Annotated in this window: 21 protein-coding genes; 11 read left to right on the top strand and 10 right to left on the bottom strand. The window is 65.6% G+C overall.

The window, feature by feature from the left end; genetic code table 11:
- The first annotated feature begins 27 nt into the window (after window positions 1–27).
- The 4 genes from EXE48_RS07625 to EXE48_RS07640 all read left to right on the top strand — a co-directional run bounded on the left by EXE48_RS07625 (window position 28) and on the right by EXE48_RS07640 (window position 5209).
- Window positions 28–1290 carry a sulfatase family protein gene (locus EXE48_RS07625; RefSeq protein ID WP_137711136.1) on the top strand — a complete coding sequence of 421 codons (1263 nt, stop codon included), beginning with the start codon at window positions 28–30 and terminating at the stop codon, window positions 1288–1290.
- Window positions 1291–1292: 2 nt separating this feature from the next.
- Entirely contained in the window at window positions 1293–2366 is a 1074-nt protein-coding gene (locus EXE48_RS07630) for a glycosyltransferase (RefSeq protein ID WP_137711137.1), read from the top strand.
- 4 nt (window positions 2367–2370) lie between these two features.
- On the top strand, window positions 2371–3801 hold the full coding sequence (locus EXE48_RS07635; protein WP_137711138.1) for a flippase: 1431 nt from the start codon (window positions 2371–2373) through the stop codon (window positions 3799–3801).
- A 61-nt stretch (window positions 3802–3862) separates the two neighbouring features.
- Window positions 3863–5209, top strand: coding sequence for a sulfatase family protein (locus tag EXE48_RS07640; protein WP_137711139.1), 1347 nt, complete (start codon window positions 3863–3865; stop codon window positions 5207–5209).
- Window positions 5210–5677: 468 nt separating this feature from the next.
- Here EXE48_RS07640 and EXE48_RS07645 read toward each other — a convergent pair whose 3' ends face one another.
- Both EXE48_RS07645 and aglG read right to left on the bottom strand, forming a co-directional pair.
- On the bottom strand, window positions 5678–6838 hold the full coding sequence (locus EXE48_RS07645) for a DegT/DnrJ/EryC1/StrS family aminotransferase (RefSeq protein ID WP_137711140.1): 1161 nt from the start codon (window positions 6836–6838) through the stop codon (window positions 5678–5680).
- A 102-nt stretch (window positions 6839–6940) separates the two neighbouring features.
- On the bottom strand, window positions 6941–7861 hold the full coding sequence (gene aglG / locus EXE48_RS07650; RefSeq protein ID WP_137711141.1) for a glucosyl-dolichyl phosphate glucuronosyltransferase: 921 nt from the start codon (window positions 7859–7861) through the stop codon (window positions 6941–6943).
- A gap of 143 nt (window positions 7862–8004) precedes the next feature.
- Between aglG and EXE48_RS07655 the strand changes: the two genes are divergently transcribed.
- The 3 genes from EXE48_RS07655 (at window position 8005) to EXE48_RS07665 (ending at window position 12827) form a co-directional block, all read left to right on the top strand.
- A complete protein-coding gene (locus tag EXE48_RS07655; protein ID WP_137711142.1) occupies window positions 8005–11145 on the top strand; it encodes an oligosaccharyl transferase, archaeosortase A system-associated in 3141 nt (1046 codons plus the stop codon).
- 91 nt (window positions 11146–11236) lie between these two features.
- Complete coding sequence (locus EXE48_RS07660) at window positions 11237–12181, top strand: DUF368 domain-containing protein (RefSeq protein WP_137711143.1); 945 nt, start codon at window positions 11237–11239, stop codon at window positions 12179–12181.
- An 85-nt stretch (window positions 12182–12266) separates the two neighbouring features.
- Complete coding sequence (locus EXE48_RS07665; protein WP_137711144.1) at window positions 12267–12827, top strand: thioredoxin family protein; 561 nt, start codon at window positions 12267–12269, stop codon at window positions 12825–12827.
- Window positions 12828–12906: 79 nt separating this feature from the next.
- Here the strand turns inward: EXE48_RS07665 and EXE48_RS07670 are convergent, their stop codons facing one another.
- Together EXE48_RS07670 and EXE48_RS07675 are read right to left on the bottom strand one after the other, a co-directional pair.
- Window positions 12907–14136 (bottom strand): RNA-guided endonuclease InsQ/TnpB family protein, encoded by a 1230-nt coding sequence (locus EXE48_RS07670; protein WP_137711145.1) that lies wholly within the window; start codon window positions 14134–14136, stop codon window positions 12907–12909.
- Between the two features lie 6 nt (window positions 14137–14142).
- A complete protein-coding gene (locus EXE48_RS07675) occupies window positions 14143–14295 on the bottom strand; it encodes a DUF2080 family transposase-associated protein (RefSeq protein ID WP_137711146.1) in 153 nt (50 codons plus the stop codon).
- Between the two features lie 193 nt (window positions 14296–14488).
- On the opposite strand from EXE48_RS07675, the gene EXE48_RS07680 reads away from it, so the two are divergent.
- The 3 genes from EXE48_RS07680 (at window position 14489) to EXE48_RS07690 (ending at window position 16108) form a co-directional block, all read left to right on the top strand.
- Window positions 14489–15184, top strand: coding sequence for a hypothetical protein (locus EXE48_RS07680; protein ID WP_137711219.1), 696 nt, complete (start codon window positions 14489–14491; stop codon window positions 15182–15184).
- Between the two features lie 134 nt (window positions 15185–15318).
- Window positions 15319–15735: a JAB/MPN domain protein-containing protein gene (locus EXE48_RS07685; protein WP_137711147.1), complete on the top strand. Its 417-nt coding sequence runs from the start codon at window positions 15319–15321 to the stop codon at window positions 15733–15735.
- Between the two features lie 46 nt (window positions 15736–15781).
- Window positions 15782–16108 carry a DUF5789 family protein gene (locus EXE48_RS07690; protein ID WP_137711148.1) on the top strand — a complete coding sequence of 109 codons (327 nt, stop codon included), beginning with the start codon at window positions 15782–15784 and terminating at the stop codon, window positions 16106–16108.
- 34 nt (window positions 16109–16142) lie between these two features.
- On the opposite strand, the gene EXE48_RS07695 is transcribed toward EXE48_RS07690, so the two are convergent.
- The 3 genes from EXE48_RS07695 to EXE48_RS07705 form a co-directional block, all read right to left on the bottom strand.
- On the bottom strand, window positions 16143–16448 hold the full coding sequence (locus EXE48_RS07695) for a PRC-barrel domain-containing protein (protein WP_053772364.1): 306 nt from the start codon (window positions 16446–16448) through the stop codon (window positions 16143–16145).
- Between the two features lie 92 nt (window positions 16449–16540).
- Window positions 16541–18832, bottom strand: coding sequence for an LUD domain-containing protein (locus EXE48_RS07700; RefSeq protein WP_137711149.1), 2292 nt, complete (start codon window positions 18830–18832; stop codon window positions 16541–16543).
- The gene (locus tag EXE48_RS07705; RefSeq protein ID WP_137711150.1) at window positions 18829–19380 is read right to left on the bottom strand and encodes an LUD domain-containing protein; all 552 of its coding nucleotides are present in this window, start codon (window positions 19378–19380) and stop codon (window positions 18829–18831) included. Before EXE48_RS07705 ends, EXE48_RS07700 begins: the two co-directional genes overlap by 4 nt.
- A gap of 154 nt (window positions 19381–19534) precedes the next feature.
- Here EXE48_RS07705 and EXE48_RS07710 point away from each other — a divergent pair, with 154 nt between their 5' ends.
- Window positions 19535–22606: an FAD-binding and (Fe-S)-binding domain-containing protein gene (locus EXE48_RS07710; RefSeq protein ID WP_137707527.1), complete on the top strand. Its 3072-nt coding sequence runs from the start codon at window positions 19535–19537 to the stop codon at window positions 22604–22606.
- 88 nt (window positions 22607–22694) lie between these two features.
- Here the strand turns inward: EXE48_RS07710 and EXE48_RS07715 are convergent, their stop codons facing one another.
- The 3 genes from EXE48_RS07715 to EXE48_RS07725 form a co-directional block, all read right to left on the bottom strand.
- Window positions 22695–22997 carry a hypothetical protein gene (locus EXE48_RS07715; protein ID WP_137711151.1) on the bottom strand — a complete coding sequence of 101 codons (303 nt, stop codon included), beginning with the start codon at window positions 22995–22997 and terminating at the stop codon, window positions 22695–22697.
- A gap of 67 nt (window positions 22998–23064) precedes the next feature.
- On the bottom strand, window positions 23065–24015 hold the full coding sequence (locus EXE48_RS07720; RefSeq protein WP_137711152.1) for a DUF8054 domain-containing protein: 951 nt from the start codon (window positions 24013–24015) through the stop codon (window positions 23065–23067).
- On the bottom strand, window positions 24012–24473 hold the full coding sequence (locus tag EXE48_RS07725; protein ID WP_137707530.1) for a DUF8215 family protein: 462 nt from the start codon (window positions 24471–24473) through the stop codon (window positions 24012–24014). Before EXE48_RS07725 ends, EXE48_RS07720 begins: the two co-directional genes overlap by 4 nt.
- Window positions 24474–24582 lie beyond the last annotated feature (109 nt).

Here is a 24582-nt window from a genome sequence, read left to right on the forward strand (position 1 = left end):
TTTATTACTAAGTTTGGACTCGGAGTCATGAATGTTATTTTCGTTTCGGTCGACTGTTTGCGCCCAGACGCGTTCACGCACCGGTTCTACGAGACACTAAAAAAAGAGGGGTCGTTCTACGACACCTGTATCACACAGGCTCCGTTCACCAGTCCCTCCCACACGTCGATGCTGAGCGGTCAGCACCCATTCAACCACGGTGTTCGCTGGCTGGTCGACTACCACACCGACACGACAACGCTCCCAGAGATTTTCAAAGACGCGGGATACAATACAGCAGGGTTCACTGGCGGCTATCCGCTTCCAACCGGAAACCTCGGCGAAGGGTTCGACACCTGGGAACATCACGCGGAGATCGAAGACCGGATGGAAGGCCGCCAAAATCTGGGCCCGGCGAACGTGCTGGTCAACCGAGCGATCAACTGGCTGGACGACCACGAAGACGGGGACAACTTTGTGTTTATCCATTGTTTCGACCTTCACTTCACGCTCCGTTCGGAGTTCGGCAACGGCGAGACGCCGGCGTTTGACGACCAACACGTCTACAAAAACGTCGAGCAGTACATTGGTCGGCAGGAACAGCGCTACTACGAGGAGTCAGACTTCGTCGCTCGACAGATCGAACTGCTCCACGAACTGATCGATGTCGACGCCACCATCATCACGGGCGACCACGGCTCGAAGATGCCTGGCGAACACGGCTACCCGTGGGTGTACGATTCGGAGGGAAACCGAGTCGGCTCCCAGTTCCGCGCCGTCGAATTGTACGACGAATTGATCCGCGTCCCGCTGGTCATGGCAGGGGATATGTTCCCGGAAAAGGAGGTCAACGAGCAGGTTCGCACGATCGATATCGTGCCGACGCTGCTCGACGCTCTGGAAATGGACATTCCCGACGTTGACGGGCAGTCGATTCTGGAGGGCGACCACCCCGAACTGGCCTACTCTGAAACCTACCACGGCCAGTTGACCTCCAAGAACAAGCTAACAAAGAAAATGAACGAACAGTACGACTTTGGGTGGAACGAACTCGACTCGCTGGTGAGCATTCGCTCGAATGAGTGGAAACTCATCTGTACAGCCAACGGCGACTTGCGACCGACAGAGCTGTACCACATCGCCCAAGACCCCTCCGAATCACGGAATCTGCTTGAGGACAACGAAGAAGTCGCGAAGGAACTGTTCGAGCAACTCGTCGGGTGGATCGGTGACGACGAACAGCGATACGAGACTGCGGACAAGGTCAGTGCCGAGACGCAGGATCATCTTGAAGACCTGGGTTACCTCTGAGGATGCGGACGGCGCTGCTCATCTCGAACGTCACTACTGGGGACCCGGGGGGTCGCGCCGCAGATTTTGACACCCGAGAGAGGATCCTCCGTGAGTATGGCTGGGAACAAGTCATCGAGCAAGTCCCTGAACCGTATTTTCGGACCTTCCTACCGAGCATCTTTCGGTGTTACCGCCGTGGTCGCCGAGAGAACGCGGACATCGTAGTGTCGGTTAGTAATCCGTTTCACCTCCAGCTCGTCGGATTCATAGTCAGCCTCTTGCTTCAGGTTCCCTGGGTTGCCGAGTTCCGCGATCCAATGGTGACCAATCCAGACAGAGATCCCGACGCACTCATCACGAAGGCCGCAAAGCTAGTCGAGTGGCTGTGCGTACATCGGGCCGAACGTGTGGTCTGGACCGACGGCATCCAAGTTGGCGGGTCCTATTACCGGGGGATCTATCCTGATATCGCGCCTGAGACATTTGTTGAACTGCCGTTCAAAGGCTATAATCGCGGGAACTTCGAAGGCGTCGAGGCCCGCGAGTACGACCAGTTCACGATTACCTACGCGGGGTCGTTCTACCAGGGGTGGATCGAACCGTACAGCGTTTTGGCGGGCCTCGAGGCGTACGGAGCCGAAGACCTGACGGTACAGTTCTACGGTGACTGGAACGATGACTACAGCGCCAGGGCGCGCGATCACGGAGTCAAGTCGATGGTCGAGACGCACGACTTCGTCCCCCACGAAAATATCGTTCCGGTTCTGAAAGGGTCGGACGCGGTGCTGTACATCGGTGGGATTGAGACGGACAACGCCGAGAGCGTCCCCTCCAAGATCTGGGACTACATCGGAGCTCAAACGCCGATTCTCGCTATCGTCGACTCATCCTTCCGGGTAGCCGACCTGATCGAGGACAACGGACTGGGCGTGGTCGCCGATCCCAGGTCCCCTGGAGACATCGCAGCTGCCATCGAGACGCTGCGCTCAGGTGAGTTTACGTACGACCCCGATCCGTCAGTGTTCGACCAGTTCGAACGGGAGACCAAAATCGAGGCAATGGCCGACGTCTTCGACGCGGCCGCGGACGGGTGACAGGATGAGCGACGGTGACGCTGGGCGGGAGAGCATCCTCCTGTTTTTGGTCCAGATCACGGCAAGGGTCGTCGGCTTCCTCGGGCTGGTATACTTCGCCCGGGTGATTCCCCAGTCGGAACTGGGAATCTACTTCTTGTTTTTCCTTGTCATTCAGGTGTCGACGATGGTCGGGAACCTGGGGATGGGGCAGGCGCTGGTCCGCCGGATCGGCGAGGGAGAGCGTCAGTCAGAACTGTTTACAGTCGCGCTGACCGTCATCGGTTCGGTAAGCCTTCTCGCGACAGCTGCCTTCTACCTGTTCAAGCCCACCATCTCGGAGTACATCGGCGCGACCGTCCCCGGATTGCTAGCGATAGCGACCGCGACCTGGCTTGTCGCCGACCTGGTGATCAAGACGCTACAGGCCGAGGACCGCGTGCTAGCCAGTGGCCTGCTTCAGTTGCTTCAGGACGTCGTCAGGGTCGGTGCTGGTGTCGGGTTCATCACGTACGGCTTCGGCCCGGTGGGGCTGATGTACGGCGTCATCATCGGGTTTACAGCCACGTTCGTCGTTGGCTTGCCGTTATCAAACCTGTCGGTGGCGATCCCCGCGAAATCAGACTTCGAGCGGGTGTTTAGTATTTCGCGGTACACGATGTTCTTCGGGCCGACGAACTTCATCTACTTCTGGCTGGACACGTTCTTGATCGGCGTCTTCCTCACTAAGGCCGCTGTGAGTTCCTACGAGGTGGCCTGGCAGACGACACGAGTGCTTATCATTGCCACGATGGCGATTAACACGACGATCTTCCCTAAAATCTCTCGGTGGGCCAGCAACGGCGACTACGAGGAAATCGAACGGATCGTGCCGGGGTCGATCATCTTCGGGCTCATCTTCCCCCTCCCGGGGCTAGTGGGGCTGACCGTCCTCAACGAGGATATTCTCAGGCTGATCTACAGGCCGGAGTACGTCGAGGCCGCTATCCCGATGGCGATCCTCGCGGGATACATGGCTGTGGAGTCGGTCCAGCGGGTCGGTAACTCGATACTGACCGGGATGGACCGGGCGGACGTGCCCTTCCGCTCGCGGCTGGTGGGCGTAACACTGGCGATCGTGTTGAACCTGGTGTTGATCCCGACCTACGGACTCGTCGGTGCAGCCGTTGCCACGTTCTCCTCGAAACTCCTCGATACACTCTACCAGTGGATCTCTATCGGCGGACTGTTGGACCTCTCGTTGCCGATCAAAAGCGTATCCTGGCAACTCATTAGCGCTACAGTTATGGGGCTCTCAGTCGCTAGCCTCACGACAGTCCTCGCACCCTTGACACTGCCTACGTTGTTCGCCATCGTCTTCACTGGGGCCGGCATTTACGCCGTGCTGGTCCTACTGGACCCGGACATCCGCCAGGTCGTCGACCAGTACCTGCCAGTGTCTCTCCCGGCTGTCTGATACGGCTCTCGGCCACTTTCGGATCATCAGGTATTTACGGGGTTTCTGCCGACACTGTCGTATGACGAATATCGTTCTAGTGACAGTCGATTCGCTCCGAGCTGATCACTTGGGGCACTTCGGCTACGACCGTGACACGTCGCCGGTTATCGATTCACTCGCCGCCGATGGACTCTCCTTTGACGCCTACGCCAACGCGAACTGGACCCGTGCCTCGTTCCCCTCGATCATCACATCGACGTATCCGCTAGAATACGGTGGCTTCGAGTATCTCTCGGACGGACGGACGACTGTCGCCTCGGCGGTCAGACAGGGCGACTACGAGACCGCGGCCTTCCACTCGAACCTCTGGCTCTCGCGGGATTACAACTACGACCATGGATACGATCACTTCTATGACTCCAAGTCTGATCCGTCGCTACTGGCGAAGGTCCGCGCGTTCGTGAAGCTAAAACTCGACGACGACGGCTTCGTATACCGGACGCTTCAGTGGCTCTACGACACCACCGAAGAGAAGGCCGGCCTCGACGTTGGCCAGACCTACAAAGACGCTGAGACGATCACTGACGAGACCATCGATTGGATTGAGTCGACCGACGGGGATTTTTTCACCTGGGTCCACTATATGGATGTCCATCACCCCTATGTACCCCACGCCGAGGTCGGCGAGCAACTCGGCATCGACATAGATATTTCTGAACGGGAGGCGATCCAGCTCCGGCGGAAAATGCTCGAAGAGCCCGGTGAAATCACCGACGATGAACTCCAGACGCTGACCGACCTCTACGACGCCGAAATCAGATACACAGACCAGCAGATTGGCCGGCTGATCGAGGCAGCGAACGCGCAGGGCGAGGAGACAATCGTCGTTGTCACCTCCGACCACGGCGAGGAGTTCCTCGAACACGGGCAGTTCAGCCACAACCCGACGATGTACGACGAGGTGCTTCACGTCCCGGTCGTCGTCGCAGGTCCCGATGTTCCGGCCGACGGCCATCAGGACGAACAGGTGGAGTTACTCGACATCGCCCCAACTGTTACCGAGCTAGCCGGCGTCTCAACGCCCGACACCTATCGGGGCCGCTCGCTTCTGGACGCTGCCGGTTCCGGCGAGGACGTCGACGTCATCAGCGAGACTTGGAGCGACGACGACCACAAGCTCTCGATCCGGACTACCGACTGGAAGTTCATCTGGGACCGGGCCACCGACGAGCAGGAACTATACGACTTGCGTGCCGATCCCGAGGAGACAGAGAATCTCGTCGAGGCCGAACCCGAACGTGCCGAGGAGTTCCGCGACCGGATCGTCAAGCACATTGAGGAACTACGGGTAACCAACGAGACGCTACCCGACGTGGCGATGGATAGCAAAACTGAGGAACGGCTCAAAGATCTCGGCTACCTGTAGTAGCACGGAACCTTTTCCTGTAGCCGGATCGGTACTCTCTCGCAGCTTAGAGATAGCCCAATCCACTACTCCAGAGAACACGAGAAGTATGTACTGTCCGTGCTCGTGAACCTCTTCACGGTGGTACGCGGTGATCCACATGATTGTATCTCCCTCCCAGGGATATTGTACCCCACCGACCCGACGTTGACTACTTGTGTTGCTTTTTCGTTTCAGTAAAAGTAAGATCGCCGACAATCCCTGCCAGATGAATCACGGTATTGATCCTTCAGCAGCGTGTAAGAGATCCTGACTTGGCGAATATCACCCTCCAAATTCTCAACTGATCGTTCCCGTGGAGGGGGTCTGGTTCATCATCTCCCCAGAGCACCGATTAAACGGCTCTAACTGATGGCTCCCTTTGGGCAGTTCCCCAATAACGCAGTTACCGATACAACCGTATCGACGGGTATCACTGGACAACCCCCATTACACCGAATCTTCGAAGTCACGAACTGTTTCGATAACGAATTGTATCTCCTCCTCCGTAAGATTGGGATGATTCGGTAGCCCGATCATATTCCCAACAATCGCTTCTACATTAGGAAGCGATAAATCATAGTCGTGGTTACTTGAGTTCTCGCTCCACGGGAAATTTGAGTTAAACCCACGATGTCGCTCGAAAACCGGTTGATCGTAGAGCGGAATGTTGTATCTATGTCGTGTTTCAACCCCCATCTCACGAAGCTCACTCCAAACTTCTTTTCCACTCATTCCAATCTTTTCTGGTTTCACCTCAAATGGTGCCCAAAAGTACGCGTGTTCGACGTATTTTCGCACCGTAGCTGGCTCCAGCCAGTCCAGTTCATCGAGTTCATCAAGTAGACGCTCGCTGATATCCTTCCGACGTTTGTTGAACTGTTCAAGTCGATCGACCTGTGCCGTTCCGATAGCCCCGTTCAATTCACTCATCCGGAAATTGTACCCGAGGGTGACGTGTTGGTCACGGTTTGCCATTCCGTGGCTCCTAAGCATTCGGAGTTGTTCTGCAACAGCGTCATTATCTGTCGTTACGATGCCCCCCTCTCCGGTTGTTATGTTCTTTGTCGCATAAAATGAAAAGCACCCTACATCACCGATCGAACCAACAACATCGTTTTTATACGACGCACCATGTGCTTGGGCGGCATCTTCGATAACGTATAAGTCATGTTTGTCCGCAAATGTCCTAATTTCGTCCATTTCGGCAGGATGACCGTACAAGTGGACGGGCATGATCGCGAATGTCTCGTCAGAGACGCATCGTTCGAGGTCAGTATGATCAAGAGTGTAGATTTCCCGGTCAATATCCGCAAACACTGGGACACCGGCTTGGTGAACGACAGCGGTGGCCGTCGATCCGAAAGTTAGCGATGGAACGATTACCTCGTCGCCCGGCTCTATTCCAAGTGCTTTGAGAGACAGTTGAATTGCTGTCGTGCCGTTACTGACGGCAACTGCGTGTTTTGTACCCACGTGATCAGCCCATTTTTGTTCAAACTCCTCAACAAATGGACCTTGTAAAAAACGCCCAGAATCAAGAACCTCCTCAAGGTTCTCCCGCTCCTCATCGCCGAGAATCGGTTCGGCAACGTCAACGCGCTTGTCCATGTAGCTTAAATAAGCCACTAAATCAAGAAACCAGCGATAGCCCCGTCAGGACATTACTATCTCATCTATGCCATTACATACCGGCTACCAAGATACCCGATTTTACTGATAGTCAATGATAGCGTATAAATAACCCAAGCCAACCGCAAGCGTGAACACGAAGATACAGAATATACGCTCAGATTCCGAAACTGAGCGATCAATTATGAGACTTCTCAGACGCTCTGGAACGGAATGGAGTATTATTTGATTTAAAAACGTTCTCTCCTCCCTGCGCCCACTATCGACGAACGACTCCATCGCCCGCTTCGAATATCCCTGCCAAAAGGCCCTATCCACAAGCCATCGGAACTCAGTTCGATACTCAAACACCTTGTGCGCCACCTCGGCCTCCGGGTCGTACCACACGCCCCGTCCATACTCCTCTCGCATCCGGGCACACAGCTCAGTCTCTCCACCCTGGAGGTTCTTGTCTCCCTTCCGTCCGCCGATGTTGACGTCGAACCCGCCCAACTCCGCGAATACGTCCGCGCGGAACGAAATATTCGAACCGAATGTATTCCGGACCTCACCCGGGCCGTCCGCAAACCCGCGATGCGTCACGCCGACCAGCCAATAGAACTCCTCAGGCAGAAACGATGGCTTCCCGGCGACCCACTCGGGCGTCATCTTTCCCCCGGCCGCGATCGCGTCTTCCTCCTCGTAGGCGCGGACCAGCCGCTCGGCCCACGCTTCGTCCGCTACCGCGTCGTCGTCAATGAACGCGACCACGTCCCCCGACGCCAGCTCCGCGCCGCGGTTCCGGCTCGCCAGCAGTCCCACGTTCTCCTCGTTACACGCGATTACCGTGTCCTCGCGGTCGCCGTAGTCCTCGACGACGCGGTCGTACACCTCGGGCGTCCCGTCGACGACCACGACGAGCTCAATGTCGTCGTACGTCTGTGCGAGGACGCTGTCGGCGGCCTCGTGGAAGTGCTCGTACATGTCCAGCGTGTACGTACAGACGACGACCGAGACCTTCACATCGAAATGCTTTCGACCCGTGCGCTTAGGGTTTCCGCCTCGCCTCGAGGCTATTACGTGTTCGCGGGAGAAATACTAGAACACGCGCGCCGGACGCGGGTAGATGACAAGCCTTATGCGCGTTTTGCCAGTGCCATGGGATAATGAGCGATTCGAACAATCCGCCGGACGAATCGGACTCGTCCCCGTCCGATCTCCTCGCGCGGTGGTATCACGTTCCCGTCCTCCTCGGGGTGTTCGCGTTCATGCTGTGGACGCGGCTGCGATCGTACGGGAACTTCGTCCAAAACGGTGAGGTGTACTTCCGCGGCAACGACGCGTGGTATCACCTCCGCACAACGAACTACCTCCTCGAGAACTATCCAAGTACGCTCCCGTACGACGTCTGGACCGGCTTCCCCTTTGGAACGAACGCTGGCCAGTTCGGCACGCTGTGGGATCACATCATGGCCGTCGGGATCTGGATCGCCCGGCCGATCATGGGCAGTACGGAGGAAGTCATGCTCGTCATGGCGCCGATTATCGGCGCGCTCGTTGCGGTGCCGACGTACTTCATCGCACGGCAGTTTGTCGACCGCGCCCCGGCACTAGTCGGCACCGCGACGCTGGCGCTGTTCTCCGGGACGTTTCTCCGGTACAGCCTCGTCGGGTTCCCCGACCACAGCGCGGCCGAAGTCTTCTTCCAGAGCACCGCGATTCTCGCGTTCCTCGTCGCACTCGGCGTTGCGGAAGACGAGAAGCCAGTGTGGGAGCTCGTCGTCGACCAGGATTGGGATGCCCTCAAACGGCCAGTCGGCTACGCTGCGGCCGCGGGCATCGCGCTCGGGCTTTATATGTGGACTTGGCAGCCGGGCATCTTGGTTGCAGGCTTCACAGGTGTCTTCCTTGCGATCAAGCTTACGAGCGACACCTACCACGGGAAAAGCCCCGAGCCGGTCGCGTTCACCGGGGCGGTGGGAATGACCGTCGCGGGCCTGATGCAGGTGATTCCGTTTGACACCTTCGGGTTTTCGCCGAGCGAGTACTCGCTGCTCCAAATCTTCGTACCGCTCGCCGTGGCGCTCGGGGCTGTATTCCTTGCGTGGCTCGCACGCCAGTGGGAGGCCCGCGACCTTGGCACCGACACGTACCCTGCTGCGGTCGGCGGGCTGATTCTCGCATCCGCGGGAATCATCTGGCTTGCGATTCCGTCGCTGTGGTCGACAGTCATTGACAGCCTGCTCAACACCGTCGCCTTCTCCGCGAGTGCCGGGGCCCGCACCATCGGGGAGGCACAACCGCCCCTCCAGGGCGCCTCCTTCTCCAACTTCGTCCTCTCACAGTACGGCCTCGCCTTCTTCCTCGCGCTCGCCGCGGTCCTCTACATCCTCGCGCGCCCGCTCTACCGTTCCGACAACACCAACCACACGCTGTACATCCCGGCCACGCTCGCGGTCGTCGGCTCCGTCTACGCGGTCCCGCAGGCGTACGGCGCGGTCGGCGGCGTCGTCGGCGTCGACTGGCAGGTGATCGGCCTGCTCATCGCCGCCGCCTTCCTCGTCGGCGCGACGCTGCTCGTCGAGTACGACGCCGAGGAGCTGTACTTCGTCGTCTGGGCGGCGTTCATCGGCAGCGCCGCGTTCACGCAGGTCCGATTCAACTACTACCTCGCCGTCGTGATCGCGGTCGGCACGGCGTACTTCCTCCAGGTCGCGCTCGACGCGCTCGATCTCACCTCGCTCGACGCGCTCCGCGAGATCGAAGGGTGGCAGGTGCTCACCGTTGCCGCCGTGCTCGCGATCCTCGTTGTCCCCCTCGTCGGTGTCGCGACCCCGGTCTGGCAGGCGGGCAACTCCAGCCAGCCGGGCAGCGTCGTCCAATGGGACGAGAGTCTCCAGTGGATGAACGACGAGACGCCCCAGCCGGGCGAACTCGAGGGCGCGAACAACCCGATGGAGCTGTACGGTACCTACGAGCGCCCGGCTGACGGCGACTTCGAGTATCCCGAGGGCGCCTACGGCGTCCAGTCGTGGTGGGACTACGGCCACTGGATCACCACGCGCGCCGAGCGCATCCCGAACGCCAACCCGTTCCAACAGAACGCGGGCGCAGCGGCCGACTACCTGCTCGCGCCGAGCGAAGAGGAAGCGGCCGATGTCCTCGCAAGTCAGAGCACCGAGGGCAACGACACCCGCTACGTGATGGTCGACTGGCAGATGGCGTCGCCAAACTCCAAGTTCAACGCCCCGGTCACCTTCTACAGCGGCAACGAAACCGTCCGCGACTTCAACGAACTGCTCTACCAGCGCGTCCAGGGGCAGAACGGCCAGCAGGGCGGGCTCCGCCCCGCGCTCCAGACGCGCACCCAGCGCTACCACGAGAGCCAGATGATCCGGCTCTACCAGCACTACGGCAGCGCGGTCGAGCCGCAGCCGGTCGTCGTCGACTGGCAGCCGCAGACGGCACAGACCCAGTCTGGTGAGCAGATCGAGATCAAGGTGCTCCCGAGCGAGGGGCAGGCGATCCGTCCGTTCGACAACCTCTCGGCCGCGCGGTCGTACGTCGAGGAGGACGGCTCGGCGCAGGTCGGCGGCGTGATGGGCGTCCCCTCCGAGCGGCTCGACGCCTTAGAACACTACCGGCTGGTCCACGCCACGGAGGCGCCGGGCCGATCGCCGTACGCCCAGCAGGCGAGCGTCCTCGCCCAGCAGTTCGGCGTCGACCTCCGGGCGACGTTCGGCGAGTCGCTGTTCGGCGCGTTCCGCGACGACTTCGTCAAGACGTTCGAGCGCGTGCCGGGCGCGACTGTCGAGGGCTCGGGCGCGGCGCCCGGCCAGGAGGTCCAGGCGACCGTCGAGCTGCGGAAGCCGAACGGGCAGACGTTCGAGTACACGCAGTACGCGACCGCGGACGACAACGGGAACTTCGCGTTCACGCTCCCGTACTCCACGACCGGGTACGACGAGTTCGGTCCCGAGAACGGGTACACGAACACGAGCGTCCGCGCGACCGGCCCGTACAACATCACCACCGAGCAGACGACCGACGACGACCTCTACACCACCGAGCGGTTCGGGCAAGTCGAGGTGACCGAGGGGCAGGTCGTCGGCGCCGACAACGCGGCGGCGACGGTCGAACTCGAAGAGCGGATCATCGACTGTCCCAGCGGCGACCCCGAGTGTCCGGTCGACGGCGATAGCGGGAGCGACGGCGGGGACTCGACGAACTCCACCGACGCCGGATCGCTGACCGGCGTCGAACCGGTGGCGGCGACGACCGCGACGGCGGCGACCGTACCGAACTGACCACGGAACCCGACCGCGATCTCGGCGCCCGCCGTCGACGCGGCCGACCGATCACACGCTTCTTTACCGCGGCCCCGTTTGTGGCAAGCAGATGGCCGACCTCCGCGACTGGGCGACGCTGTACCTGAAGGGCGTCGCGATGGGCAGCGCCGACGCCGTCCCGGGCGTCTCCGGCGGCACCATCGCGCTCATCGTCGGAATCTACGAGCGGCTGATCGCGGCGGTCACCGCCGTCGACCCCGACCGGGCGCGCCGCGTGCTCGGCGGGGTGCGACCGGGCGGCCGCGCCGACGCGCGGGCCGCGTTCAGCGAGGTCGACGGCGCCTTCCTGCTCGTGTTGGGCGCCGGGATCGGGACTGCGGTGGTGACGGTGTTGAGCGCGGTGAACCGGCTGCTCGCGACGCAACCGGTCGCGACGTACGGGTTCTTCTTCGGGCTGGTCGCGGCGAGCGCGGCCGTGCTGCTCGGCGACGTCGACCTCTCGACGGCGCGCCGGAAGGCCGCCGCGGTCGCCGGCTTCGCGCTCGCCTTCCTCGCGTCCGGCATCGCGACGACCGCGCTCGGCAGCCCGCTCCCGGTCGTCTTCCTCGCCGGGGGCGTCGCCGTCAGCGCGATGGTGCTGCCGGGCATCTCGGGCTCGCTGCTGCTCATCGTCCTCGGCCAGTACGAGTACATGTCCGGCGTCGTCGCGCGGTTCGTCGACGGCGTCGGCGCGGCCGCGCTCGGGAACGGCGCGGACGCGGTCGTCGAGACGCTGCCGCCGGTGGCGGCGTTTCTCCTCGGCGGCGTCGGCGGCCTCTTCACCATCGCGCACGCCGTTCGCTACGCGCTGTCGCGAGCGCGGGCCGCCACGATCGCGTTCCTCGTGAGTTTGGTCGTGGGCGCGCTGCGCGCGCCGCTCGTGGAGGTGTCCGCGCGGTTAGCCGAGAGCGGCGAGTCGTGGCGGGCGGCCGCGCCGCGGTTCGCGCTCGCGGCGCTCGTCGGCGCCGGGCTCGTGGCTGTACTGAACCGCTACTCCGCGACTATCGAGTACTGAGCCGACGGATCGCCCCTCCGGCCGCGCCCGCACCGACAGCCGCGACCGCGCAACGCCTTTTCCGCTCCCGGTCGTACATCCGGTTATGGTTCAGATGGAATCCGACTCGGCACTCGACCGCGGCGACGCCGCGCCCGACTTCGAACTGCCCGGCACGGACGGGGAGACGCACGCGCTCGACGACTTCGAGACGGACGCGCTGCTCGTCGTCTTCACGTGTAACCACTGCCCGTACGCGAAGGCGAAGATCGATCTCTTGAACGAGCTCGCGGCCGAGTACGACGACCTCTCGGTCGTCGGGATCAACCCGAACGACGCCGACGAGTACCCCGAGGACTCCTTCGAGGCGATGCGCGAGGCCGTCGCGGACGGCACGGTCGCGTACGACGCGTACCTCCGCGACGAGACCGGCGATGTCGCGGCCGCCTACGACGCGGTCTGTACGCCCGACCCGTTCCTCTTCGGCCGCGAGGACGGCGCGTGGCGGCTCCGGTATCACGGGCGCCTCGACGACGCGCTCAACCCCGACGACGAGCCGACCGAGTGCTACGTCCGCGACGCGGTCGACGCCGTGCTCGCGGGCGAGGAGGTCGAAGTTCCGGACCGGCCCTCGCGCGGCTGTTCGATCAAGTGGCCGGAGGAGTAGCGGTCCGACAAGTAAGCGACCGACGATCAAGCCGGCGTCGGAACGCCGTGCCGACGAAGACGCCGTGAACTGCCCCAATCTACTTACTCGCCGCTGGTACGGCTCGTTCCGGTGGCTCGGGGCTTCCTGTTTCCACGACGCACTTTGCAGAGACCGAATCGGTCTCCGTAGGGAGCGCAGTCTCCGCAGGCGTTGTTTCGGAGCATCCCACTCCTAACTGCTTGATTCCGCGAGATAGAATGTTCCATGCCGCGTTCCAGTCTCTATCGGCGGTAAATCCACAGGAGGGACAGGAGTGTTCGCGGACCCACAAAGGCTTGTCCGTCTCGGCACCGCAGGCAGCGCACTCCTTGGTCGTTCCTGCCGGGTCTACAGCCACGAAGTACGTGCCTTCGCGTTCGCATTTGTATTCCAGCATACGCAAGAACATACTCCATGCCGCACCCGCACGGTTGCGTGAGTTCCCCGGGAGCTCGATCAACACCTTCGTGTCGAGGTCTTCCACAGCCACGAGGTCGTACTCACTCGCGTAGTGGTTCGACAGCTTGTGGAGAAAATCACGGCGCTTCCGTTTCAGGTCGGCGTGACGCCGAGAGACGGTCTTGCGCTGCTCTTCCCAGTTGTTCGACCCGTGTTCTTTTCGGGAGAGGTCACGCTGGGCACGTTCCAACCGTTCGCGTTCATCTGAAAGGTCAAGCGACTCGACAGCTGTGCCGTCGGTGTCGGTTGCGTAATTGAGTATGCCGACATCGATCCCGACCGTCTCTGTCAACTCATCAGGTTTCTTAGGTGGGTCGTCAGGAGTTTCGAGTTGGAGTGAGGCGTACCAGTTGCCGGTCGGCTCGCGCTTGACCACAACACCTTTGACCTGAGCGTTGTCTGGGAACTCACGGTGGGCAACAACGGGTACGTCGCCGATCTTGTTGAGGTACAACCGATCTTGGCCACTCGTTTTCTTGAGCTCGAAGCCAGATTGATTATACTCAAAAGAGTAGTAATCCCCTTTGCCCTTCCATTTCAGTTGCCCGACCGTGTGTCCCTTCTCTTTCTTTTTCCTGAGATTAGAGCGATCGGTGTAGAGTCGTCGGACGACCATCTGCAGGACTTTCGAGTTGATATCCTGAAGCTCGGTCCACCGCTCCTTGAGGTCGGGAAGCCGATTCTGTTCAGACGTGTATGTCGGGTTCTCCACACGGTTCATGCGGTGGAGAAAGTGATTACGGACTTGCCGACAGGTATCCAGCGTCCACGCTAGTTGCTCCTGCTGGCTGGGCGTTGGATTGAGCCGGAACCTGTAGGCGAAGTTCATGATTCGTTACTCTTCAGGGTCAGTAGGGTCAGAAGTACGGACTACTTTCACGTCTGCCCCAAGCCACCGCTTCGGGATCGTGATGTGAGCACCGCCACTCCCGAAGGGTTTCACTTCTCGGTCAAGAGCTTCCTCACCCTCGATTGTGAATGAAGCCACAACAATCTATATGCAATCTATATAGGTAGGTGTTTCGATCAATTGACTCTACCGACCGGTCATGTCTGATGAATAGAGAGATGGCGATGATCTAACCCTTCCCCTACAGATTCCTTTGGCTTATTCCTTGAGGAAGGGAGCTTAGGAACTACAAACGATTAACAAGCGTTCGGCCCAAACGCACGGTATGGGCATGAAAGGCGGCGAGCCGGACCTCCACGAGATCGATCGCTACGACGGCGGCGTCGGCTGGATCGCGTACCCCGACGAGACGATGGAGCGCGCGAGCCACGCGTTCGCGGTCGACAACGAGGAGACGGGCGCGGCCGACGTGTGGGTGGTCGACCCGGTCGACGCGCCCGGCGTCGACGAGCTGCTCGACGACCTCGGCGAGGTGGCCGGCGTCGTGGTCGGGCTCGACCGCCACGTGCGCGACAGCGGCGAGGTCGCCGCGCGCCACGGCGTTCCCGTGTACGTCCCCGAGTGGATGACGGGCGTCGCCGAGGAGCTGGGCCCCGACGTCAAGGTCGAGCGGTTCGGCTCGCGGCTCGCCGACACGGGCTTCGAGGCGTTCCGGATCCGCGACTCCTCGCTGCCGCCGTGGCAGGAGGTCGGGCTCTTCGACGGCGAGACGCTCATCGTCCCCGAGTCGCTCGGCACCGCGTCGTACTTCCGGGGCGACCGCGAGCGACTCGGCGTCCACCCGATGCTGCGGCTCACGCCGCCGACGACCGCCCTCTCGGGGCTCGACCCCGAACGCGTCCTGACCGGGCACGGCGTCGGCGTCCACGAGCGTGCGGCCGTCGCCGTCGAGGACGCCCTCTCGGACTCCCGGTCGAAGGCGCCCGGCCTGTACGCGAAGACGCTCGCGTCGGCGCTACCGTTCTGAGCGGGGACGGCGGTGCCGCGGCGCCGGTGCGGTTTTCAGGGCCCCCGCGGCGGCGAGGCGGCTTTCCGGGGCTACGACGTCGGCCGAGCGGTGCGTGACCTTTTGCCAATCCGTCCCGTAGCGACGGGCGATCAGTGATCTACGTCACCCGCGACCTGTTGACCGTGCTGCGCGAGCGCGCGGCAGACGAGGACCCCGAGGAGGTGAACGTCCGGCTCTCGGCGACGCCCGCCGGGGAGTTCGAGGCGGACCTCGGGCTCGACCCGGCGACGCCGGTGGTGACGCACTTCACGCTCCCGTCGGTGGGCAGCTCGGTCAGCTCCGTGTTCGGCGTCGACCTCGGCACGCCGGCGGGCGAGGGCGGCGCGCGGTTCCTCTCGCACCCGGACGGGTTCCTCGGCGTCTCCCGCACCGACGACCTCGCGGGCGTGGTGATCGTCGCGGTCCCGCCGTACGACGCGGACTCGGTCGCCGCCTTCGACCGGGCCGGGGACGGGGTCGAACTCGCCGTCGTCGACGCCGTCCCGCCGACGGAGTCCGTGCCGGAGTGAGCCGAGAGCAGGGGTTTCAAGCCGTCGGAGGGAGTATCCCGTCGCAATGGCAGCACGGCCACCCGGTGGCGGCGATACGAAGGAACCGGAGGCGATCGAGTTCGGCATCGCCGCGCTCGACGCCCGGCTCGACGAGGCGGACGTGTCGTTCCCCGCGACGGTCGCGGAGCTCCGCGACGCGCTCGGCGATCAGGAGGTGCCCTACGACGCGCAGGGGCGGTCGATCGCGCTCGCGGACGCGCTGGACCGCGTGCCGAAACAGCGGTTCGAAAACGAGACGGCGTTCCTCGACGCGCTCTACCCGGTGTTCGACGAGGCGCGCCGCGAGGAGCGCGGCGTGATCGCCAGTCTGCGCGACGCGTTACCGTTCTGAGCCGGGCGGGCGGGGCTCCCCGGGCGCGACCCGGTTACCGCGACTCGGCGATCTCGCTCGCTTCCTCGTCGGACTCGCCGGCGTCGTAGCGCTCGATGACGTCGTTGATCAGGACGACGTCGCCGACCGCGCGGACCCAGCGGTACGGGACGATGACGCCCGTCGAGCCGCTCACCTGCCCGGCGAACAGTTCGTGGTTGAGTTCGGCGAGCGCGAGGCCGGTCACGGCACGGGCGTCCAAGTCGAGCTGGATGTCCTCGATTTCGCCGACGAAGACGCCGTTGCTGGAGTACACCTCGCGGCCGACGAGCGACGTGATCTCTTCCGGGGCTGCGTTCATACTCGATACGGTCACGAGCGCGCCTAATAAGCGTTCGTTGTCGAACGACGCGCGTCGGACGCGGGGGAGGAGCCGCGCGGCCGTGGGGGAGGTCACTCCCGCGGCGCGATCACTTCGATCGGGTGGAGCGGCGACGCCTCGAGGAGGTCGTCGAGCTGTTCGGTACAGGAGGTGCCGGCCGCGACGACGGTGCGGTCGGTGCCGCCGAACTGCTCGACGAGGGGCTCGCCCACGTCGACGCTCAGCTCGTAGTAGTCCGTCTTGTAACCGAACGACCCCGCCATCCCGCAACACTCGGTGTCGGAGACGCGCACGTCGTAGCCGAGCCGCTCGAAGGTCGCGGTCGCGTACTCGCCCACCTCGACCGTGCGCGCCTGACAGTGCGGGTGGTAGGCGATCCGCTTCCCGGACGCGACCGGGCCGGTCCCCTCGCTCGGCGCGCGCAGCGCCGCGGGGTCGGCGCCGTGCTCCAGCAGCCCGAACACGTACTCCATGGCGTCGTAGCTCGCGGCCGCGAGGCGCTCGTGGGAGTCGGCCGGGAGGAAGCGCTCGTACTCGCGGCGGAACGTCGCGAGGTCGCTCGGCTCGATCACGACCACGTCGCGGCCGGCGTCGAGGTGGGGCGCGAGCCCGGCGTACAGGTCCTCGGCGGCCGACTCGGCGGTCGCGACCATCCCCTGCGAGAGCGGCGGGCGACCGCTGCCGGGCAGGTCGGGCACCAGCACGCGGACGCCGAGCGCCTCCAGCGCCCTGACGGTCGCCTTGCCGCGCGCGACGTCGACGTAGTTCGTCGCGGTGTCGGGGTAGACGACCGCTTCGCGGGTCGCCTCGTCGGCCGGGACCGCGGGGCCGCCGCGGGTCTCGAACCACTCCACGAGCGACTCGCGCGCGAACGCGGGGAGGTCGCGGCGGCGGTCGATGCCGGCGACCCGCTCGGCCACCGCGCGCAGCGGGCCGACGTTCGCGAGCCGGTTGGCGACCGGCGCCGTCTTGTGCCCCCACTTCGCAAGCGTCGCGTAGTTGCCGACGAGCCGCGTGCCGAGGTCGAGGCCGCCGGGCTCCTCGTCGGGGACGAGCTCCTCGAACGCCCAGTCGAGCTGGCTCGGGTCGGCCTCGCCGCGGTTGATCCGGTCGCGGACCGCGGTGTTGATCCACGGGATGTCGATGCCGACCGGACAGGCCGGGACGCAGCGCGAGCAGCCGGTACAGAGGTCGTTGAACTCGGCGGCGGTGTCGAGCCCCTCGATGCCCGCCTCCCAACCCGTCGCGATGCCGCCGGAGTAGGTCTCGCCGCCGAAGGCGTGCCCGCCGACGCTCTGGAAGTTGCCGCAGGCGTTCGAGCAGGCCGAACAGCGGATGCAGTACAGCGTCTCCTTCAGCGTCTCGTCGTCGCGCATCGCCAGGCGCCCGTTGTCGATGAGCACGAGGTGGAACTCGCGGTCGTCGCCGGAGCCGTCGGCCAGGGGTTCCTCGTCGGCCGCGAAGTCCGGCACGGGCGAGTCGACCGGCGGCGTCAGCGTCGAGATGTAGGAGGTCACGTCCTGGCCGGTCCCCGAGCGCCCGATCAGCTCGACGAACGGCGAGAAGTCCTCGACGGTCGGGACGAGCTTCTCGACGCCCGCGACCGCGACGTGCGTGTCGGTCGCGGTCACCGTCTTCCGGGCGTTGCCCTCGCTCGTCACGAGGAGCATGGTGCCCGAGTCCGCGGCGACGAAGTTCGCACCGGTCATCCCGAGGTCGGCGTCCTCGATCAGTTCGCCCAACCGCTCGCGGGCGAACATCGTCAGCTCCTCGGCGGTCTCGGGCGGGTCGTCGGGGTCGAACCGCTCCGCGAACAGCTCGGCGATGGCCTCACGGGACTTGTGGATCGCCGGCGCCACGATGTGCGACGGCTCCTCCTCGGCCAGCTGGAGCACCCACTCGCCGAGGTCCGTCTCGACGACCTCGACGCCGTCCTCCGCGAGCGCGTCGTTCACCTCGATCTCCTCGGAGGTCATCGACTTCGACTTCACCGCGCGCTCGGCGCCGCGCTCGGCCGCCACCTCCCGGACGTACCGGTTCGCGTCGGCCGCGTCGTCGGCGAGGTAGACCGTCCCGCCGTTGGCCTCCACCGTCTCCGTCACCTCGTCGATGAGGGTCGGGAGGCGCTCGATCGCGTCCTCCTTGATCGCCCGCGCCTCGTCTTTCAGCGCCTCGTAGCCGTCGAGGCGGGCGGTCGACTCGTAGCGTCCCTCGTTGAAGCCGCGGGTGTTCGCCGCGACCGCGTCGCCCTCGGTCGCCAGCAGCTCGCGGATCCGGTCGGCCTTCGCCTCCCGGTCGAGGTCGCCCGGCGCCTCGGCGGGACGCGCGTCGTCCGTCCCCGCGGCGTCGGCGTCGCTGCTCATCGCTCCCCCTCCCCGGAGTCGTCCTCGCGGAGCAGCACCACGTGGACCTCCTTCGGCCCGTGCGCGCCGTGGACGAGCCCGCCCATGTCAGCCGTCGCGCTCGGACCGGTCGCGAACACCACGTCGACCGACTCGTCGCGCGCCCGCGGCCCGAGCCACTCGAAGGCGTCGGGCATGTCGGGGACCAGGTCCGCCTCGCGGAGGACGACGACGTGGCGGTCGACGAACAGGCTCACCGGCTCCGTGCCGGCCGCGTCCGCCTCCAGCGCGACGCTCCCGTACTCGGCGACGCCCAGCGACGCCGCCGTGACGCCGGTGTGCGCCCCGCGCAGGTCGGCGGTGGTCGGCTCCGTCTCGATCCGCTCCGGGAGGGTCGCGGGCGAGTCGGCGAACGCGGCCGGCCCGGACCGGTCGAGCGGGACCCCGACCGCGGGCTCGCCCGCGGCCGCCTCGACCATGGCCGCGCACTCCGCGGACGGCCCCGCCGAGACCGCGACGCCGAGGTCGTCGAGTCGACCCGTGAACGTCGACGTGTCTGCGAGCGACATGGTGGTCACTTCGCCGGTCGACATAAGGGTGTTGCGGCGCTTCTCGGAGACGCGAACCGGCCCGCGTGACCAGGCGCGGCCGCGCGGGCGCATCGAGTTCCGGCCACGCGCGGGCGGCAGGAGGTTTTTCATGGTTCGACCGTGAGAGTCTCGCATGGCGACAAACACGCCGGAGCCGGATCCGACAGACGGCGGGGACTTCGACTACACCGGCGGCTCCGTGGCGCGACCGGGGCTCGTCGACGCGCTCGACGCCCGCGTCGACGGCGACGTGCGGTTCGACGACTACTCGAAGCGGCTGTACGCGACCGACGCCTCGGCGTACGAGGTCACGCCGATCGGCGTCGTGATCCCGGAGTCGACCGCGGACGTCGCGGCGGTCCACGAGTACTGCTTCGCGGAGGGGGTCCCCGTCCTCCCGCGCGGCGGCGGCACCTCCCTCGCCGGCCAGACCGTCAACGAGGCGGTCGTCCTCGACCTCACGGGCGAGATGGACGCGGTGATCGAGACCGACGCCGACGCGGAGACGGCCCGCGTCCAGGCCGGCGCGTACGTGGGCGACCTCAACGCCGCCGTCGAGGGCGACGGCCTGAAGTTCGCGCCGGACCCGGCGTGGCGCGACAAGTCGGCGGTCGGCGGCGCCATCGGCAACAACTCCACCGGCTCGCACTCGCTGAAGTACGGCAAGACGGACCACTACGTCGAAGAGGTCGAGGTCGTCCTCGCCGACGGGACCGTGGCGACGTTCGGCGAGGTCGCGGTCGAGGAGCTCCGCGCGTCCGCCGACGCCGACGCCGACGAGCTGCTCCCCCGGATCCACGCCGAGGTCGTCCGCGTCCTCGACGAGGAGGCCGACCGGATCGACGAGCGCTACCCGGAGCTGAAGCGGAACGTCTCGGGCTACAACCTCGACCGCCTGCTCGCCGAGTACCGCGGCGAGTACGGCGAGGAAGGCGTCGTCAACCTCGCCCGGCTCATGGCCGGCAGCGAGGGGACGCTCGCGACGGTCACCGAGGCGACCGTCTCGCTCGTCGAGGTCCCCGAGACGAAGGCGGTGGCGCTGCTCACCTACGACGACCTGCTGGACGCGATGGAGGACGTGGCGGCGTGTCTCGAACACGACCCCGCCGCCGTCGAGGTGATGGACGACGTGCTGCTCGGCCTCGCGGCCGACACGCCCGAGTTCGAGGACGTGGTCGCGATGCTCCCGGACGGCACCGACTCCGCGCTCCTCGTCGAGTTCTACGCCGACAGCGACGCCGAGGGGAAGCGGAAGGTCGCGGACCTCATCGCCGACCGCGTGGGCGCCGCCGACGGGGACGGGGGCGTCGACACCGCGGTCGAGCCGGGCGCGGGCGCCGCGGAGACGACGAGCCACCCCCGCCGCGCGGCCCACGCGATGGAGGCGCACGACCCGGAGAAGCGCGACCGCTTCTGGAAGATGCGCAAGGCCGGCCTCCCGATCCTCCTCTCGCGGACCACCGACGAGAAGCACATCTCCTTCATCGAGGACTGCGCCATCCCGCCGGAGCACCTCCCCGAGTACACCCGCGAGTTCCAGGAGATCCTCGCGGACAACGACACCTTCGCGACGTTCTACGCGCACGCCGGCCCAGGCGTCCTCCACGTCCGCCCGCTCATAAACACGAAGGAGGTCGACGACGTGGAGGCGATGCTCGACATCGCCGACCGCGTCACCGACGCCGTGGTCCGGCTCGGCGGCTCGGTGTCCGGCGAGCACGGCGACGGCCGCGCCAGGACCCAGTGGAACCGGAAGCTGTACGGCGACGACCTCTGGGAGGCGTTCCGCGACCTGAAGACCGCGTTCGACCCCGACTGGCTGCTCAATCCGGGGAACGTCTGCGGAGAGGTCGACATGCGCGAGAACCTGCGGTTCGACGCCGACTACGAGTACGACGCCGGCTTCGACCCCGCGATGGAGTGGGCGGTGGACAACGGGATGCAGGGGATGGTCGAGCTCTGTCACGGCTGCGGCGGCTGCCGCGGGCCCCAAGACACCACCGGCGGCGTGATGTGTCCCACCTACCGCGCCGCCGACGAGGAGATCCAGTCGACCCGCGGGCGGGCGAACATGCTCCGGGGGGCCATCTCCGGCGAGCTCCCCGACGACCCGACGGACGACGAGTTCGTCACCGAGGTGATGGACCTCTGCGTCGGCTGTAAGGGCTGTAAGGTGGACTGCCCGAGCGGCGTCGACATGGCGAAGCTGAAGGCCGAGGTCGAGCACGCCCACCACCAGGAACACGGAGTCGACCTCCGCACGCGACTCCTCGGCCGCTTCGAGTCGCTCGCGCCGCTCGCCTCGCGGTTCGCCCCCCTCTCGAACCTCCCGAACAAGATTCCCGGGAGCGGCCTCCTCGCGGAGAAGGCGCTCGGCATCGCCAGGGAGCGCGACCTGCCCACCTTCCGCTCGGAGACGCTCGTCGACTGGTTCGAGGCGCGCGGCGGCGCGGGCGTCCCCCGCGACGAGGCCGCCCGCGAGGTCCTCCTCTTCCCCGACGTGTACACCACCTACACGAATCCCGGCGCCGGGAAGGCCGCGGTGCGCGTGCTGGAGGCCGCCGACTGCCACGTGCGGATTCCCGACGTGGACGGCAGCGGGCGGCCGCCCCACTCGAAGGGGCTGCTCGACGTGTCGCGGGCGACCGCGAGGGACGCCGTCGAGACGCTCGCGCCGGACGTGCGCGACGGCTGGGACGTGGTCGTCGTCGAGCCCTCCGACGCCGTGATGCTCCAGTCCGACTACCACGACCTGCTCGACGGCGACGCCAGCGACGTGCCCGACGCCGACGTGGCCGCCGTCTCCGAGAGCGCCTACGGCGTCATGGAGTACGTCGACGCCCACCGGCTCGACGAGGAACTCGCCCTCGACGCCCCCACCGAGTCGCTCACCTACCACGGTCACTGCCACCAGAAGGCGACGAAGAAGGACCACCACGCGGTCGGCGTCCTCCGGCGCGCCGGCTACGGCGTCGACCCGCTCGACTCGTCGTGTTGCGGGATGGCGGGCTCGTTCGGCTACGAGGCCGAGCACTACTCGATGAGCAAGGCCATCGGCGAAGCGCTGTTCGAACAGGTGGACGCCAGCGGCGGCGACGCCCTCGTCGCGCCCGGCACCTCCTGTCGGACGCAGTTAGAGGAGGGCCCCGGCGAGGTGCCGGAGCCGACGCACCCGATCGAGAAACTGGCGGCCGCGCTGGCGTAACCGGTGGCCCAGGCGACCGCGGGACGGGCCGCTCGGCCGCGACCCCGAGCGAGGGTCGGGGCGGCCGAACCGTTCGACCGTTCGCGGCTCACTCGCCGCCCTCGATCGGCCGCCGGCACCCCCGGCACTCGGCCTCACCGGCGACCACGACGGTGCCGCACGCCGGGCAGCGCCGGCCGTCGACCCCCGACATCGCGGCCGCGAGGACGTCCGCGGCCGCGGGCCGCGGCCGGTCGACCGCCCCGCGCGCGACGAGTCGCTCGATCAGCGCGTCGTCGCGGAGTCGCTCCAAGAGCCGCCAGAGACCGAGGTAAAGCACCGTCGGGCCCGCGATCGCGACCACCGCCACAGCGAGGCGCCACCCGAGCGCAGCCGCTCCCATAGTGTCCATGCGTAGGGTTCGCACGGAGGAACCGTATCAGTGTCGCCGCGCGACGGGCCGAGCGCCGGTCAGCCGGTCATCGCTCCGTGAACACCACGGCGTCGCAGTCCGCGCAGGCCCGGACCGATCGCTCCGGGTTCCCGCTGACGCCGCCGGGCCCGCCACAGCAGTTCCGGAGGGTCGTGTCGCGGATCGGGCCGCCGCAGTCGGGACAGGTTTCCAGGAACGCGCGGAGCGGTCGGGCGGCGCTCCGCGCGACCGCCGGGTCGACACCGCGCTCGCGGAGCAGTTCCCCCACGGCCGTCTCCGCGAGCGCGATCGGCCGGCTGAGCCACGCGTCGCGCCGACCGTCGAGGAGGATCCGGTCGTCGTGGACCGATCCCTCGACGTCCTCGCCCGCGACGGCGGCCGCGCGCTCGGCCAGTTCCCCGTCTCCACACGCCCGAAGCGTCTCGATCCGCTCGCGGAGAGCGGTTCGGAAGTCGTCCGTCAGCCGGAGGGTCTCGCCCTCTTCGACGAGGGCTCCGGAGTCGAGTAGCGCCTCCATCGTCGCCTCCGGGCTCGGACCGTCGCCGTCGTCGATCCCGTCTGGATCCGCTCGGTCGACCGCCGGATCGTCCGGGCGCTCGTCGTTCGCAGCCGCCTCGTCAGCGCCGGCGCCGTCCGCGTCGTCGGCCGCGGCCCGCCCGCTCGTCACCCCGGCGACCGAACCGGAGTCGACGACCGCGTCGTGGTCGGGGCCGAACTCGACGGGGAGCGGCTCGACGAGCCGCGGCGCGAACCGCGGCGTACCGGGGACGGCGTACCCCCGAAGCCAGATCGCCGCGCCGCCGACCACCGCGGCGAGCAGCCCCAGCGCGCGCCGGCGCCGTCCGAGGAGCAGCGCGACGACCGCCACGCCGAGCGCGTTGACCGCCGCACAGGGGAGACACCGATTCTCACCGGTGTGTTCGGGGCGCGAGACGGCGTCGACCGCCTCCCGGACGCGGCGAGCGGCGGCCCGTTCGTCGCCGTCGGCGTCGGTCATCGCTTCACCACCGGTCGGGTGACCGGCTCGCCGTGGATCGCGCGGTAGACCGTCGGGAACGCGGCGAGTCCGGACAGTTGGACGACCCCGCCGAGGGGCGCCACCCACAGCGACCCGACGGCCTCGACTGCGAGCACGCCCGTCACGATCGACGCGAGGAAGAAGACGAGACTGAAGTACAGCGTCCGGAGCGGCAGCGTCACCAGTTCTCCCCGGCGGGGCCAGGCGCCGATGTCGACGACGCCCGCCCGGAACCCGGCGAGGCCGAGGCTCCCCGCGGCGAGCGCGAAGAGCCCGGCGATCGGGATCGCGTCGGGGTACCGGTTCTGCGTGACGAGCGCGACGACGAACGCCGGCGTCGACAGCACCGCCAGCTCCGCGCCGCCGTAGAACACCTGTTCGAGCCACTTTGCCACGCTCTCCCGGAGTCGACCCACGACCGTCCCGGTGGTTCCCATCGTCGCGCTAGTCGACGCTCGGGGCCCAAAGCCGTTCCGGCGGCTCGCCACCGACCGTCGAAACATCACTTCTCTTACTATTGCCATCAATAGTTATATACGGGTGTAT

Source organism: Halorubrum sp. ASP1, from assembly GCF_005435135.1.
In the GTDB taxonomy this organism is placed as follows: Archaea; Halobacteriota; Halobacteria; order Halobacteriales; family Haloferacaceae; genus Halorubrum; species Halorubrum tropicale.

What these genes read in the sequence shown, in the direction of transcription:
- EXE48_RS07715 (WP_137711151.1), bottom strand. Translation starts at nt 22,997, where the DNA reads ATGGACACTATGGGAGCGGCTGCGCTCGGGTGGCGCCTCGCTGTGGCG.
- EXE48_RS07690 (WP_137711148.1), top strand. Translation starts at nt 15,782, where the DNA reads ATGGCAGCACGGCCACCCGGTGGCGGCGATACGAAGGAACCGGAGGCG.
- EXE48_RS07725 (WP_137707530.1), bottom strand. Translation starts at nt 24,473, where the DNA reads ATGGGAACCACCGGGACGGTCGTGGGTCGACTCCGGGAGAGCGTGGCA.
- EXE48_RS07665 (WP_137711144.1), top strand. Translation starts at nt 12,267, where the DNA reads ATGGTTCAGATGGAATCCGACTCGGCACTCGACCGCGGCGACGCCGCG.
- EXE48_RS07705 (WP_137711150.1), bottom strand. Translation starts at nt 19,380, where the DNA reads ATGTCGCTCGCAGACACGTCGACGTTCACGGGTCGACTCGACGACCTC.
- EXE48_RS07655 (WP_137711142.1), top strand. Translation starts at nt 8,005, where the DNA reads ATGAGCGATTCGAACAATCCGCCGGACGAATCGGACTCGTCCCCGTCC.
- EXE48_RS07695 (WP_053772364.1), bottom strand. Translation starts at nt 16,448, where the DNA reads ATGAACGCAGCCCCGGAAGAGATCACGTCGCTCGTCGGCCGCGAGGTG.
- EXE48_RS07635 (WP_137711138.1), top strand. Translation starts at nt 2,371, where the DNA reads ATGAGCGACGGTGACGCTGGGCGGGAGAGCATCCTCCTGTTTTTGGTC.
- EXE48_RS07660 (WP_137711143.1), top strand. Translation starts at nt 11,237, where the DNA reads ATGGCCGACCTCCGCGACTGGGCGACGCTGTACCTGAAGGGCGTCGCG.
- EXE48_RS07710 (WP_137707527.1), top strand. Translation starts at nt 19,535, where the DNA reads ATGGCGACAAACACGCCGGAGCCGGATCCGACAGACGGCGGGGACTTC.
- EXE48_RS07625 (WP_137711136.1), top strand. Translation starts at nt 28, where the DNA reads ATGAATGTTATTTTCGTTTCGGTCGACTGTTTGCGCCCAGACGCGTTC.
- EXE48_RS07680 (WP_137711219.1), top strand. Translation starts at nt 14,489, where the DNA reads ATGAAAGGCGGCGAGCCGGACCTCCACGAGATCGATCGCTACGACGGC.
- EXE48_RS07670 (WP_137711145.1), bottom strand. Translation starts at nt 14,136, where the DNA reads ATGAACTTCGCCTACAGGTTCCGGCTCAATCCAACGCCCAGCCAGCAG.
- EXE48_RS07640 (WP_137711139.1), top strand. Translation starts at nt 3,863, where the DNA reads ATGACGAATATCGTTCTAGTGACAGTCGATTCGCTCCGAGCTGATCAC.
- EXE48_RS07645 (WP_137711140.1), bottom strand. Translation starts at nt 6,838, where the DNA reads ATGGACAAGCGCGTTGACGTTGCCGAACCGATTCTCGGCGATGAGGAG.
- EXE48_RS07700 (WP_137711149.1), bottom strand. Translation starts at nt 18,832, where the DNA reads ATGAGCAGCGACGCCGACGCCGCGGGGACGGACGACGCGCGTCCCGCC.
- EXE48_RS07720 (WP_137711152.1), bottom strand. Translation starts at nt 24,015, where the DNA reads ATGACCGACGCCGACGGCGACGAACGGGCCGCCGCTCGCCGCGTCCGG.
- EXE48_RS07630 (WP_137711137.1), top strand. Translation starts at nt 1,293, where the DNA reads ATGCGGACGGCGCTGCTCATCTCGAACGTCACTACTGGGGACCCGGGG.